This is a genomic window from Klebsiella sp. 10-1 (genome assembly GCF_009758445.1).
Lineage (GTDB): Bacteria > Pseudomonadota > Gammaproteobacteria > Enterobacterales > Enterobacteriaceae > Klebsiella > Klebsiella scottii.
In genome coordinates this window covers 662,088-676,250 of sequence record NZ_WQRE01000003.1, presented here as the reverse complement: position 1 = coordinate 676,250, position 14,163 = coordinate 662,088, and the positions used below count along the sequence as shown (strand labels likewise).

General features: G+C 59.3%; 13 protein-coding genes. 8 read left to right on the top strand and 5 right to left on the bottom strand.

What is annotated here, in order from left to right; translation table 11 throughout:
* Window positions 1-26 precede the first annotated feature (26 nt).
* Window positions 27-602 (bottom strand): lipid IV(A) palmitoyltransferase PagP, encoded by a 576-nt coding sequence (pagP, locus tag GO007_RS14995; protein ID WP_095101171.1) that lies wholly within the window; start codon window positions 600-602, stop codon window positions 27-29.
* Window positions 603-828: 226 nt separating this feature from the next.
* On the opposite strand from pagP, the gene GO007_RS14990 reads away from it, so the two are divergent.
* Entirely contained in the window at window positions 829-1,761 is a 933-nt protein-coding gene (locus GO007_RS14990) for a nucleoside recognition domain-containing protein (RefSeq protein ID WP_095101169.1), read from the top strand.
* Here the strand turns inward: GO007_RS14990 and GO007_RS14985 are convergent.
* Window positions 1,753-3,291: an alpha/beta hydrolase gene (locus GO007_RS14985; RefSeq protein WP_095101381.1), complete on the bottom strand. Its 1,539-nt coding sequence runs from the start codon at window positions 3,289-3,291 to the stop codon at window positions 1,753-1,755. The two genes, GO007_RS14990 and GO007_RS14985, sit on opposite strands and share 9 nt — an antisense overlap.
* Before the next feature lie 182 nt (window positions 3,292-3,473).
* Here GO007_RS14985 and GO007_RS14980 point away from each other — a divergent pair, with 182 nt between their 5' ends.
* From GO007_RS14980 to GO007_RS14960, 5 genes are all read left to right on the top strand, one after another.
* Window positions 3,474-3,719 carry a histidine kinase gene (locus tag GO007_RS14980; protein ID WP_095101167.1) on the top strand — a complete coding sequence of 82 codons (246 nt, stop codon included), beginning with the start codon at window positions 3,474-3,476 and terminating at the stop codon, window positions 3,717-3,719.
* Window positions 3,720-3,851: 132 nt separating this feature from the next.
* Window positions 3,852-5,306, top strand: coding sequence for an AMP nucleosidase (locus GO007_RS14975; protein ID WP_095101165.1), 1,455 nt, complete (start codon window positions 3,852-3,854; stop codon window positions 5,304-5,306).
* 431 nt (window positions 5,307-5,737) lie between these two features.
* Window positions 5,738-8,971, top strand: coding sequence for a molybdopterin cofactor-binding domain-containing protein (locus GO007_RS14970; RefSeq protein ID WP_095101163.1), 3,234 nt, complete (start codon window positions 5,738-5,740; stop codon window positions 8,969-8,971).
* On the top strand, window positions 8,958-9,416 hold the full coding sequence (locus GO007_RS14965; RefSeq protein WP_095101161.1) for a (2Fe-2S)-binding protein: 459 nt from the start codon (window positions 8,958-8,960) through the stop codon (window positions 9,414-9,416). Before GO007_RS14970 ends, GO007_RS14965 begins: the two co-directional genes overlap by 14 nt.
* 59 nt (window positions 9,417-9,475) lie before the next feature.
* Window positions 9,476-10,069, top strand: a complete 594-nt coding sequence (locus GO007_RS14960) for an NTP transferase domain-containing protein (RefSeq protein ID WP_095101159.1) — start codon at window positions 9,476-9,478, stop codon at window positions 10,067-10,069.
* A 92-nt stretch (window positions 10,070-10,161) separates the two neighbouring features.
* Here the strand turns inward: GO007_RS14960 and GO007_RS14955 are convergent, their stop codons facing one another.
* Window positions 10,162-11,142, bottom strand: coding sequence for an AraC family transcriptional regulator (locus tag GO007_RS14955; protein WP_157349206.1), 981 nt, complete (start codon window positions 11,140-11,142; stop codon window positions 10,162-10,164).
* Window positions 11,143-11,222: 80 nt separating this feature from the next.
* On the opposite strand from GO007_RS14955, the gene GO007_RS14950 reads away from it, so the two are divergent.
* On the top strand, window positions 11,223-12,182 hold the full coding sequence (locus GO007_RS14950) for an oxidoreductase (RefSeq protein WP_095101157.1): 960 nt from the start codon (window positions 11,223-11,225) through the stop codon (window positions 12,180-12,182).
* Between the two features lie 24 nt (window positions 12,183-12,206).
* On the top strand, window positions 12,207-13,274 hold the full coding sequence (locus GO007_RS14945) for an aldo/keto reductase (RefSeq protein WP_095101155.1): 1,068 nt from the start codon (window positions 12,207-12,209) through the stop codon (window positions 13,272-13,274).
* A 60-nt stretch (window positions 13,275-13,334) separates the two neighbouring features.
* On the opposite strand, the gene GO007_RS14940 is transcribed toward GO007_RS14945, so the two are convergent.
* Both GO007_RS14940 and GO007_RS14935 read right to left on the bottom strand, forming a co-directional pair.
* On the bottom strand, window positions 13,335-13,694 hold the full coding sequence (locus GO007_RS14940) for a hypothetical protein (protein ID WP_095101153.1): 360 nt from the start codon (window positions 13,692-13,694) through the stop codon (window positions 13,335-13,337).
* A 105-nt stretch (window positions 13,695-13,799) separates the two neighbouring features.
* Complete coding sequence (locus GO007_RS14935) at window positions 13,800-14,051, bottom strand: hypothetical protein (protein WP_095101151.1); 252 nt, start codon at window positions 14,049-14,051, stop codon at window positions 13,800-13,802.
* Between the last annotated feature and the right edge of the window lie 112 nt (window positions 14,052-14,163).

The window sequence follows — 14,163 nt, the reverse complement described above, 5'->3', positions numbered from 1 at the left end:
CCTCCCGGCCCGGCCTGGCTTCGGGTTTAAAAACCATAGCGTAGCCAGGCAAACAGGACGTTGCCGTTATTGTAGGTGCCGGGAATATAGGTGAACTGCACGCTAAGCCGCCGATAGCTCGCGGAAAATAGCGGCAGAATAATCGGTAGCGGCACGTAATTAGCGAAATCATCGCGAGCGGTGATCCCGGCGGTCACGCCGAGGCCAAGGCGGAAATCGCGGCGACTATCCAGATACCAGCCCTTCTCCCAGCCGTAGCCGACGATCGGCTGCCACTTGTTATGCGAATCCTTAAACATCATGGCGTACAGCGAGCTCCAGTCGCCGTCATCATGATAGCGGGAGAGGCCGAAGCCGCCGCCCCAGGGCATCTCGTTGTAGTTATCCGTTTTCTCTTTATCGTAGGTTAAGCGGTTGTGCCAGCTGAGAAACGGCAGATACAGGTCATAGTTTTGCGGCTGATTCCAGGTTTGCGAGACATCATTTTTTAGCCAGTCCCACCAGCCGCTGATGCGCTGCTCGCCGTAAACGCCTTCTTCCGCCCGCGCCGCGGAGGCAAAAATAATCAGGGTTCCCCACACTATCAGCCGACAACGTTGCATAGGCTTTTCCTTAAAGATAATTTCCGCTGGTTATTCATTCTGGGAACAGTAAACACGCTTTGCAAATGTCGTGGCGGCATTTTACCGGTAATACGCGCCCCTTATGATGAGTATATATAACAACCGGCAGGGGCGACTGCCAATAGCGGCAGATCGTATCATTTCCCGGCAGCGGGGATTATCATGATGCTAATTAATGGTTTTGCATGCGGTGCTGAAAAAATAAATGGATGTCATAAGCATTATTATGTCGGCGGGGAAATCCTCGGTTAACGTCGCGCTTTATACTCTGCTGCCCATTATGGTGGTGATGCTGATCATCATGAAGTATCTGGAAGTTCGCGGGGTGCTCGATGTTATCGTCCGCTGGGTCGCGCCGTTGCTCAAGCCGTTTGGTTTAACCGGGATGAGCGCTTTTGCCCTGATTCAGATGAATTTCGTCAGCTTTGCCGCCCCGCTGGCAACCCTGTCGATTATGGATAAACGCGGCGTCTCGGACCGGCAGATGGCCGCAACCCTGGCGATGGTCTTTGCGATGGGTCAAGGCAACGTCTTCTACCCCCTCGCCCCCTTCGGCCTGCACTGGATGGCCTCGATAATCATTTCGATTGTTGGCGGGCTGTGCGCGGCCGCGGCAACGTGGTATTTCACCGGCCGCCGGCTATCGACCCTCGAGAACGCCCGTGCGGAAGCGCTCCCCAACGCGGAGCAAAATAGCCAGGGGATCATTTCCGTTATCAACAGCGCCGGCTCCGATGCGATTCGTCTGGCCCTCGGCGCCGTGCCGATGCTGATCCTGTCGCTCACCATCGTCGGGCTGGTGCAGGCTGCCGGCCTGATTGAAATGCTGCAGCGCCTGCTGATGCCGCTGCTGCTGTGGCTGCATATCCCGGAAAACTTTGTCCTGCCGGCGCTGGTCAAATGCGTGGCCGGCGGAACGGCCTACTTTGGCGTTATCTCTGAATTACTGCAGCAGGGCAAGGTCACCGCCAGCCAGATAAACGCCTCCGCCGGGCTGCTGATTCAAACCTTCGATCTCCCGGGAATCGGCATTTTTCTTGGCGTCAGCTCGCGGTTTGTCCGCCTGTTCCGCTTTGTCGCGCCTGGCGCCATGGTTGGCATCGCGGTTCGCACCCTGATGCACGTCTCGCTATTTTGAGCCCCCGGTCGGCTGCAGGCAGGCCCGCACGTCAGGCTGGAAGCCGCAGCCAATGCGCTGGTCAATGCGGTCCATCATAAACGGGAAGAACGGGTTGGAGGTCACGCGCATCAGCGTATCCAGCCCGACGCTCAGGGTGGAGGTCTCGCCGCGAAGCGAAATGGTACCGATGCTAATACCGTAACGGTTCTTCTCCGTCGGCTCGCGGCCGTATAGGGAGTCGTTCAGCGGGAACGGCACCGCGACGTGCGAGAGCGAATACATATCCTGCGGCCACGCCAGGTTCAGCGGCGTCACCCGCTCCTCTTTTTCTCCCGCCGGCGTGGTACGGGCCACCGTCTCATAGGTCGTGGGCGAGGCGTTGGTAATCACCGTGGTGCTATACCGGCGCGGCGCCGGCGGCAGGAGCGCGCTGACCGCGGAGTAGAGCGCCGGTCGAAACAGCGCCCGCAGGTTCGCGGCCTGGTTGATATCAAAAATCACCAGCTCGCTGCCGTTTTCCGGCAGGTAGCGATACAGCGAATCCACCACCGCCCGGGTGCTGACCGTGGAGTCCATCACCGACTGAAAGGTCAGCACCGGCGGCAGCGCGGCAAGCCGCCGGCTGCGGGAGGCCTGGACAATTTGATCCTGCAGCGCCTGGGTTAACAGCCACGACTGGCGGGCCGCCTTCACCGGAAACGAGTTGTACTTATAAGGGTTGAACTCGGGCACCACGTTCAGCCAGGCCGCCCTGGCAAAGGCCGGAAACACCGCCGGCAGCCCCGTCAGCCCGGCAAAGCGGGCAAAAGCGGTCACCCCGATCATCGGCGACAGCAGGACTATCTGCTGCGGCCTGGGCAGGGCGTTATCATCCAGCGCGTCGAGCGCATATTTCAGCGCCAGCGCGCCGCCGTTGGAGTAGCCGATAACGTGCAGCGGCGCGTTCGGCCCGCCCAGCCGCGTCGCTTCGCGAACCGCCAGCCGCGCCGTCGCCATCCACGCCTGCCAGTCAACGGCGGTCAGCGATCCCGGCGCGGTGCCGTGTCCCGGCAGCCTCGGTACCACCGCCACGAATCCCTGCTGCTGATAGGCTTTGGCCAGATAGCGCACGCTGTACGGCGAGTCCGTCAGCCCGTGCAGCAGCACCGCGGCGCCGCGCGGCTTTCCCTCAGGCAGCAGCACGAAGGAGCGGTTCCAGTTAGGCTGAAACTTTTCCGGGTAGACCTCGCTTTGCGCATAAAAGCGATTGAGCGGCGTTTTTTCATCATCATGCAGCGCATCGGTTAGCTGGGTCTTCATCTCCTGAAAAATAGCCCCTTCCCGCGCCAGGTATCCGGCGAAGGTCGTGCGGTCAATCTCAGCCGCCGACATTTCATCGGCGGACCAGGTGTGCCACGAATGCAGCGCAGGCCCGCGCTGGGTTTCGTAAATACGTCCGGCAAAAAAAACGCTAATAACGATAAGCAGGCCAACGGCGATTTTTTTCGCCAGCGAGGCGACTTTCAAACCAGCTTTATTCAGGTGTCGGGTAAAGCGCATCATTGCCATATCACTGTCCATTTCCTTTGCTGTAGATAACGACCGTCTGCGCGTTCGTGCATGGATATCTGAGTTATTAAAGCCTGCGAGATGCTTTTTAAACATAGACTAAACCGAAGGGCTATTCTTATTGTCAGAAGAGGAGCAAAAGACAATTATCGCCGGGAATATTACAGGCCAGGGAAAAATAGATGGAGTGGTGGGTAAAAAAGGTCTGCGCAGAAACGACCCGCGTGGTTTTACAAAGCGGTCAGCTGCTGATTATTGCCGAGATTGAGGCCTGCCGCTGCCGCCTGAAGGTCGGCGATAAGCTCACGCCGCAGGCAAACGCGCGGTACGGTATCAACGATAATCCCGCGATGACCCTGAAGGTGAAAAAGGCGACGCACTTCAGCCCCGAACGCTGGGCGGATAGCACATATTCCGCGAGCAGATAGCCACCGGAAATAATCATCAACTGTTTCTATTTGCAGTATTTTCATCGCTCCGCCGGTGAAATTCCCCTTCGCTCTTTTCCGTCTGTGACATACTATCGGACACGTCAGCAGACCTGAAACAAGGAGCGAATGATGAACCACAAGGCCGCCAGTCTGACCCCGGAACAAGCGCTGAGCCAGCTAGAAACGCAGTATGAACAGTCGGTCAATGCGCTACGTAAAGCCATTGGCGAGTACATCAACCATAACGTGCTCCCTGACAATACCATCCGCGCCCAGGGGCTATTTGTCTATCCGCTGCTGTCCGTTTCGTGGGATGGCGCCGATCACAAGGCCCTCAAAACCCGCGCCTGGGGCCGCTTCACCCACGCCGGTTGCTACACCACCACCATTACCAATCCTAAGCTCTTTCGCGCCTATCTTCTCGAACAGCTAACCCTGCTGTATGAGGACTATGGCGCGCACATCAGCGTTGGGCTTTCGCAGCATGAAATTCCCTACCCTTACGTGATTGACGGTTCCGCGCTGACCCTTGACCGCTCGATGAGCGCAGGCCTGACCCGCCATTTCCCGACTACCGAACTGTCGCAGATTGGTGATGAAACCGCCGACGGGATATTCCACCCGACCGAAAACCACCCGCTTTCTCACTTCGATGCCCGACGCGTCGATTTCTCCCTGGCCCGCCTGCGCCACTACACCGGAACGCCGGTCGATCATTTCCAGCCGTACGTGCTGTTCACCAACTACACCCGCTATGTGGATGAGTTCGTGCGCTGGGGCTGCAGCCAGATCCTCGATCCCGACAGTCCCTATATCGCGCTCTCCTGCGCCGGCGGGATCTGGATCACCGCGGACACCGAAGCCCCGGAGCAGGCCGTTTCCGATCTGGCATGGAAAAAGCATCAGATGCCCGCCTGGCACCTGATCACCAAAGATGGTCAGGGTATCACCTTGATTAACATCGGCGTTGGCCCTTCTAACGCCAAGAATATCTGCGATCATCTGGCGGTACTGCGCCCTGACGTGTGGCTGATGATTGGCCACTGCGGCGGCCTGCGTGAAAGCCAGACCATTGGCGACTACGTGCTGGCGCACGCCTATCTGCGCGATGACCACGTGCTCGATGCGGTGCTGCCGCCGGATATCCCGATCCCCAGCATCGCCGAGGTCCAGCGCGCGCTCTACGACGCCACCAAGCAGATCAGCGGCATGCCGGGCGAAGAGGTTAAACAGCGGCTGCGCACCGGTACGGTAGTCACTACCGACGACCGCAACTGGGAGCTGCGTTATTCAGCCTCGGCGCTGCGCTTCAACCTCAGCCGCGCCGTCGCTATCGATATGGAAAGCGCGACTATCGCCGCCCAGGGCTACCGCTTCCGCGTCCCGTACGGCACGCTGCTGTGCGTATCAGATAAACCGCTGCACGGTGAGATAAAGCTGCCCGGCCAGGCCAACCGTTTTTACGAAGGGGCGATTTCAGAACATTTGCAGATTGGCATTAAGGCTATCGATCTCCTGCGGGCCGAAGGCGATCATATGCATTCGCGCAAGCTGCGCACCTTCAACGAACCGCCGTTCCGCTAGTTTCCCTCCCTGCACTCCCCCGCGCGCGGTCCGGCGCGCGGGGGCACGGATCGCCTGAAAACCCCGCGAGCCGCCCCACCCTGTTATCACCACGCGCCTAATCCCGATGCCGGAAGGCTATCTATCATTATGATAATAATTATCGCCCCGCAGATGATAATCACCCGACGATAGCGGCAACGGCCTCCCGCGCAGGCAGCGTCGTTTCGCCAATAAACTCGATCGGCGTCACAGTTGGCACCCGCGAAAATCCCTTTCCCTTGAGCTGGCATATCTATTGCTACTTCTCGCCAGATAGGCAAAAAACGTCTTTACGACCGTTATGCCGCGCAAACAGACACGACCCGCAGCTGCGGCAGTGCGACCTACGGTGACACCATCCGTCGGGCGTCGTTCGTACAAGGGACAGGACCCTGGAAACGGAGAAATATATGACCACTACGCTGGTTGGCAATGAAGTCGCGCGCGTTGATGGCCTGGCCAAGGTGAGCGGCAAGGCTATTTACGGCGATGATATTAAAATGGCAAATATGCTGTACGGCGTTTGTCGTTTTGTCGATATTCCTGCAGGACGCATTGACTCTCTCGACTTATCTGAGGCGAGAAACGTTCCTGGCGTGGTACGCATTGCCACGTGGGAGGATATTCCCGGCGAGAAGAGCCTCGGCGTTATCATTCCCGACTATCCGCCGATCATTCGCGATGAGATTGCTTATCGCGGGGATGTGATTGCGGTCGTCGCCGCAGAAACTTATGAAGCGGCGTGCCTGGCGGCGGAGAAGATCGCGATTACCTATACGCCCTGGCAGCCCATCGTTTCGCCAGAAGAGGCCATGAAACCCGGAGCCCGCTTAATTCATAGCGAGCTCGACAGCAACATTATTAATCACCACCACACCGTCAAGGGCGACATCGACAGCGGCTTTGCCGCCTCTACGCATATTTTCGAACGCGAGTACGAGGTGGGTTTTCAGGAACATGGCTATATAGAACCGGAATCCATTACCGCCTGGATCGATAGCAACGAGCAGGTGATGACCATTACCGGCTCGATTCAGAACGCCCACCGGATTCGCGGTATCGTGGCAAAATACCTCGGCCTTGCGCAGTCGCGCGTTAACATCAAACGCTCGATACTGGGCGGTTCGTTTGGCGGAAAAGACGATATTATCGACAATATCGCCTGCCGCGCCGCCCTGCTGGCGCATCTTACCGGCCGCCCGGTCAAGATCTCCTACAATCGGGAACAGTCGATGCGGGAGAGCTATAAACGCCATCCCTATAAGATGAAGTACAAGATTGGCCTCGATGATGAGGCCCGCATCCAGGCGATTAAGGTCGATATTATCGCCGATGGCGGCAGCTACTCCGGGCAGACCATGTTCGTGACCTGGCGCAGTTCGGTGCAGGCCGCCGGGCCGTATAACATTCCCAACGTGCGGGTCGATGTGACGGGGGTCTATACCAACAATAACTATACTTCCGCCTATCGCGGCTACGGCGCTCCCCAGGTTATTTTTGCCAACGAATCGCTGATGGACGAAGTCGCCGAGGCGATGGGTCTCTCTCCGGTCGAACTGCGCCTGCGCAATATTCTCCGCCAGGGCGATACCAGCATGGCCGGACAGGTATTTGATAATCATACGGTCTCCGCGCAGGAAGTCCTCGAAAAAGCTATGGCGAAAGCGGAGTTCGTCGCCAGGCGTGAGCACTATAACAAGCTCAACGCCGAGGGCGGGCCGGTGCGCTACGGTATCGGCCTGGCGCTCAGCCACCGCGGATGCTCCCTCGGCGCGGAGGGCCTGGATGCCTCATCGGCGCTGATGCAGGTGAACGCCGATGGCAGCATCAACATTTCAACCTCCGTCTCTGAAAACGGCCAGGGTTTGCAAACCACCATGTCGCTGATTACCGCCGATGCCTTCGGTATCGGCCTGGATCGGGTGATGTTCTCTGAGCCTGCCACCTCGATGATTGCCGACGGCGGCTCTACCGTCGCCTCCCGCGGCACGCTGATGGGCGGACAGGCCATCCTGAGCGCCGCCAATAAAATCAAAAAACGGATGGCCAACGCCATCAGCCAGCGGCTTGAGGCCGCCGGTATAGACGACCTGGTGTGGCAGGAAGGGAAGGTCTTCAATCGTCACAAACCGCAAACCGCCCTGACTTTTCAGGAAGTCGTTGATTTGACCCGGGCGACGGGTGCCAATCTCTCTTCCTACGGCTGGCACGTGGCGCCGGCTATTCACTGGGATGAGGAAAAAGGCTGCGGCAGCCCCTATTTCACCTGGGTGTACGGCTGCCAGATCGCCGATATTGCGCTGGATACCCGCACCGGCAAGATCGCTATCAATAACGTCGTCGCCGCCCACGATGTGGGTAAGGTGATAAATCCCGTCGGCTTTGCCGGTCAGGTGTACGGCGGCGTGCTGCAGGGGATGGTGGGATACGGCATGCTGGAGGATTTCAATACCGAAAACGGGGCGGTGAAATCAGAGAATTTTGACACCTATCTGCTGCCCACAATCCAGGATATGCCCAATATCGATATTATCGCCGTCGAAAACCACGACAACGCCGGGCCTTTAGGCGCCAAAGTCATCGGCGAGCCGGTCCTTGAGCTGGGAGCGGCGGCGCTTAATAACGCGGTCTGCTTCGCCCTGGAGAAATGGAACCGCCAGCTTCCCCTTACCCTTGAGCGCGTCCGTTTGGGTTATAACCTGAAAAAACCCGAGCGCCAGAGCGAACTCATGGCGGAGGGAGCGGAGCATAAGCAGGTTCTGCGCCTCAATACGCTGCGGATGGCGACGCCGAAAAATCTGGACGAAGCGCTGCTGATGCTGGCGCAGGAAAATAGCCGGCCCATCGCCGGGGGGACCGACGTACTGGTACAGGCGCGGCTAAAAACCGACGAGGTCGGGCTGGTCAATATTGCGGGGCTTCAGGAGCTGAAGCAGATTGAAGAGGTCAACGACGAGCTGATTATCGGCTCAGGCGTCTGTTTTACCGATTTGGTCAGGCACCCGCTGATTAGGGCGCGCTACCCGCTGCTGGTCACGGCCTGCAAAACTATTGGTTCTCTCCAGCTTCGCAACCAGGCCACCGTCGGCGGGAATATCGTCAACGCCGCGCCCTGCGCCGACTCGGTTCCGCCGCTCATTATTTATGACGCCAGGCTGGAGCTGCGCAGCCGTACCGGCCTGCGCCAGATAGCCCTCAGCGACTTTATCGTCGGCGGCTACCGCACGGCGCTGAATCCAGGAGAAATAGTCACCAGGGTCATATTACCTGCCCCGCCCGCGCAGCTCTCACAGCAGCGGTATTTACAGCTGGGACGCCGCAACGCGCTGAATATCACCCGGCAAAGCCTGACGGGCGTATTCGCATTTTCTGGCGATGGCACCCTGGCGCTCTGCCGCCTGGTTGATGGCGCCCTGCTCAGCAAGCCGCAACGGCTGACGGAGGTTGAGTCCTGCCTGACGGGGTTCGTCCTCGATGAGAAGCGAATTGAGGACGCGACGCAGGCGCTGAACAAAATAATGCATCAGGCGATAGGCGGACGCTGGTCTGCCCCTTACAAAATACCGGTATTTGAAGATATGTTCCGACAAATGATGCAGGAAACGCTGGCAGAGCAGAAGGTGGCAAAAAATGAACCGAATTGAGCTGAAGGTCAATGGTATTCGCATCAGTCGCGAAGTGGACGATAACACCCGCCTGCTGGATTTTCTGCGGGAAGAGCTGCGGCTAACCGGCACCAAGGAGGGTTGTTCCGTCGGGGAGTGCGGGGCCTGCACGGTAATCATGAATGAAAAGTCGGTCTGCTCGTGCCTTCTGCTGGCCGCGCAGTGCCACGGCGCGGAAATTACCACAATTGAGGCGCTGCAGCATGATGCCGTCGGGAAAAAGCTGCAGAATGCGTTCGTGCGCCACGGCGGAGTGCAGTGCGGCTTCTGCACGCCGGGGGTACTGATGAGCACTAAGGCCTTGTTAGATCAAAATCCTCAGCCTACCGATAGCGAAATTTGTGAAGCTCTGGAGGGGAATCTCTGCCGCTGCACCGGCTATCAGCCAATTATCACCTCGATAAAAGCAATACTGAAGGCTTGAGTTTGAGGCGCTCCCCGGACGCGTTGATATCCGGGGGCGCCGATACTCGCGGAGGGCGTATGCCTGTTAAAGAGTGTTTGATTCTTGCCGCCGGAATGTCAACCAGGATGGGTACCTGGAAGATGATGTTGCCCTGGGGAAAGGGCACCGTCCTGGACAGCGCCATCGCCGATGCGCTCTCATTCTGCGATCGGGTTATCCTGGTAACCGGCTTCAGAGGGGCCGAGCTGCATCAGCGCTATGCGCATCATCCCGATATTGAGCTGGTTCATAACGCCAGCTATCAGGAAGGCATGTTTTCATCCATCCAGGCCGGGGTGAAGCATATTAAAGCGCGGCATTTTTTTATCGCCTTAGGCGATATGCCGGCAGCAGGCGCCGGCGTTTATGCTTCGTTGTGGCGCCAGCGCCGGGAGACGTGCCTTATCCCGGAGTATCAGCAGGGTCGGGGCCACCCGGTGCTGCTGCCGTTTTCGATTATTGAAAAAATAGCCTCTGCCGGAGCCGACGATAACCTCAAAACGGTTGTTCATCAGTTCGGTAGCCAAACCGTCGGCGTGCAGGAAAGCGGCATTCATTGGGACGTTGATACCCCGCAGCAATATCAACAGCTGCTGTCCCGATGCCAGGCCCGTCGGCACCAGCAACGCTGACGGGCTGAAGGCGACCTACTTGTCGATCCTACCGATCCCCTCGCCGATGCGGACCGGGCCGGTCGCGAAATAGCCTCCTGCCGGGGCGACGGCTAAAAATCACCGCCATGCGGATCGCCGGAGGCCGCCGGGTCTGCATCCTCCACCAACCTATCCCGGCGATAATGGCCGGGAGCCACGGCCATCACCCGCTTAAAGGCGCTGCTGAACGCGCTTTCGGAAGCGTACCCTACCTTTGCGGCCACCTCGGCGATCGCCGCCCCCGCCAGCAGCTCGCGCCGCGCCAGGTACATGCGCCACTGGGTTAAATAAGCCAGCGGCGGGACCCCAATTTTTTCGCGAAACCGCACCGCCAGCGAGGTTCTCGACATCCCGGCGCTTTTTGCCAGCGCCTGCAGGGTCCAGCTGCGGGAGGGGTCGCCGTGAATGCAGCTGAGCACGATGGAGAGCCGCAGGTCGGCAAAGCCCTTCAGCCATCCCTTATCGTCCGCCGGCGCGTCGGCAAGCCAGGCGCGCAGCGTCTGGGTAAAGAGCAGCTGGGTCAGCCCGGCCACCATGCTTGAGCGTCCGGGACGGCTGCTTTTCATTTCGACCACCAGTTGCCTGAGCAGCCAGGAGAGCGGTTCTGCTTCGGCCGCGCCGCCGCGCACGTGGATCAGCGGCGGCAGCCCGCTCAACAGCAGCGCCTGGCGATCGGCATCAAGCCGCACTTTGCCGCCGAGCATGGTGAAATCCTCTCCCTGCCCCAGGCGATACCGATCGTCGTCGTCGCGTTCGATCGGCGCCTGCCCGGCGTCGGGTAGCAATTCGGCCGCGCTGGCCAGCGTCAGGGTACGCGTGCCGTTGGTAATCAGCACGTCGCCGCTCTCCGCCAGCAGCGGAGCCGGCATGTCATCGAGCAAATACCAGCAGCGCCCCTGCGTTACCGCACAAAACTTAATCGAGTCGAGGTTGGCGAAACGCCGCGCCCAGGCGCCGCCGGCCACCAGGCGGCCGGAGAGATCGCAGCGCACCTGCAGGAAATCGAGCAGGTCCGATAGCGGGTCAACGCTTATATTTGAACTATTACGCATAAAAATAGCACTTTCACGGCTTCATCGTACGGTGTCGGCACTCTACCATGTGACAACCCCCTTCGTCCCGGAGAACAGCTATGCTCACCCCTCAGTCTCCTGTTGTTTCAGGCTTCAGCGCGACCTCTACGCCCGAGGAGGTCATGCGTCACGTCGACCTCAGCGGAAAATGCGCCATCGTCACGGGCGGTCACGCGGGAATTGGTCTGGAAACCGTCAGGGCGTTGCGCTCCGCCGGCGCCAGAATCATCGTTCCCGCCCGCGATGTGGCAGCGGCCCGATCCGCCCTTGCCGGTATGCCGGACGCCATCGTGCTGCCGCTGGATCTGCTGGATCCGGACTCCATTGACCGCTTCGCCAGCGCCGCGCTCGCCGAAACCGACGCCGTCGATATTCTGCTGAATAACGCCGGTATTATGGCCCCGCCGCTCTCCCGCGACGCCCGCGGGTTCGAATCGCAGTTTTCCACCAACCATCTCGGCCATTTTCAGCTGACGCTGCGGCTTTGGGACGCGCTCGTCGCCTCGGGGAGCGCGCGCGTCGTGGCGCTGTCATCCCTCGGGCACCGCTATTCCGCGGTCTGCTTCGACGATATCCACTACCGCCAGCGGCCCTACGATCCCTGGCGGGCCTACGGCCAGTCGAAAACGGCCAACGCCCTGTTTGCCGTACATCTCGACCGACTCGGCGAGCCTCTGGGCATTCGCGCTTTTGCGGTACATCCCGGCAGGATCCCCGCTACCGGGCTGAGCCGCTTTATGAGCGCGGAGGAGAAGGCGGCCGTCGCCCAGGCGGCGCAGGTTGGGCCGGACTTTGTACCATCGCCCCTGAAAACCGTGGCTCAGGGCGCGGCGACGAGCCTGTGGGCCGCGACCAGCCCGCAGCTGGCCGGAATGGGCGGGGTGTACTGCGCGGACTGCGACATATCGTCGCCGGTCGCCGACGATAGCCCCGACGTCAGCGGCGTGCGCCGCTGGGCGATAGACCCCCTGCAGGCCGGGCGCCTGTGGGACCTTTCGCTCAGGATGATCGGACAATAATTTTTTCCCCCGCAGGAGAACGCGATGCCGCTTAATCACTACATTACCCTGGGACGCTCCGGGCTACGGGTCAGCCCGTACTGCCTCGGCACCATGACCTTTGGCGAAGAGTTTGGCTGGGGCGCCAGCCCGCAGGAATCGTTTGCCATGCTCGATGAGTACCGAAGCCGCGGCGGCAACTTTGTCGATACCGCCAATATCTACACCGCCGGTCATTCGGAGCAGATTGTCGGCGACTATATAAAGCACCACGCGGTGCGACGCGATGAGCTGGTGCTGGGCACAAAATTCTACTGCAACCTCTTTCCCGGCGATCCAAACGGCGGCGGCGCGGGGCGCAAGGCGCTGATTCAGCAGTGCGAGGCCTCGCTAAAACGCCTGCAGAGCGACTATATCGATATCTACTGGCTGCATAACTGGGACCGGGGCGCGCCGATTGAAGAGACGCTTCGCGGGCTCGACGATCTGGTCACCGCCGGCAAAATTCGCTATATCGGCTTCTCAGATATTCCGGCGTGGAAAACCGCCGAAGCGCAGACTATCGCCCGCTTTCGCGGCTGGGCGCCGGTTATTGCGCTGCAGCTCGAATACTCCCTGCTGGAGCGAACCGGCGAAGGAGAACTGTTCCCGCTGGCGCAGGAGATGGGCATGGGGATTATGCCCTGGTCACCGCTCAAAAGCGGCTTCCTGAGCGGTAAATTCAGGCGCAACGGCGAAGGCAGCGTCGATACCCGACGCAGCGGCATGGTCGGCATGCCGTCGCCGGCGGACTATGATGTTATCGATACGGTGGTCGAGATCGCCTCGGCGCTTAACGTCAGCCCGGCGGCGGTGGCGCTGGCGTGGGTCAGGTCGCAGGCGGGAGTCAGCGCCACGCTGATTGGCGCCCGGCGGCTCGATCAGCTGAAAACCAACCTCGACTCGCTTGAGGTCAGGCTGTCGGCCGGGCAGATCGCCAGGCTCAGCGAGGTTTCGCAGCCGAAGCTCAACTTCCCGGCCGAAAACAACGCCACCCTGGCGCCGATGCTCGCTTTCGCCGGCATGACCGTGGATGGTAAAACGATCCCTCCTTTCACCCTTCACGCCTCCTGAGAGGAGGAGATCGCGGCCCGGCCCGCGCGGCGTTTATCCCCCGCCGCGCGGGCGGAGAAGCTAATCCAGGTCGCGGTGGCACTGATGGATGATGTCAGACAGCGCGCCTTGTACCTGCCCGTCTCTTTTGTCATAGAAGAAATTGACCAGCGTCTTTTTGCCCGATTTACCCATGTCGATATTCGCCACAGCATCGTGGTCTCTCAGAAGATTATATCTTTTATCGCCGTTGGGCAGCGGATCGTCTTGCTCAAGATAAAATTGATGGCGGAGTGACTGATACTGCAGACATTCCTGGGTGCGTTCTACGCTGGCGGAGAAATATTCCTCTTTCAGTTCGGTATTTTTGACCTTATCGATAAAGCCCGAACATCCTGACAGCATGGCCATAATGGCGGCCAGATAAATTAGTTTAAACATCAGCTTTCTCTGCGGGTTAAAAGGGGTAATGCGACGCTATTGTCCGCGAGTCCCCCTCAACCAGCTATCAACAATAACCACTAAGGCCCTGAGGAGAAAGGCTGGTTACGCCCCGCCGCGCAGCATCGTGCAGAAGGCGCAGTGGCAGCCGGGGACCGGCGTCGCGCTGCAGGTCCCCAATATTGAGGTCTGAAAACCGGCGTCGTTGTGGCTATAGAAATTGCTGACGATGCTCTCTTCCGCCTTTTTCAGCTGGGAGGCGCTTACCTCCGCAGAAGCCGCGCTTTTAGCCTGGAAGGCATAGGCCGCCGGGGAACTAAAGGCAACGGATAAAAGTACTATGCGATAAATTTTCATATCTGAAACGCGTCCCGGGCCAGTTATTGATGCGAAAACCCTACCACAGCGCCCATTCGGCGCCAGCGGTATATTGCACAATAAATATATTGTTACAATATAACATCCAGCT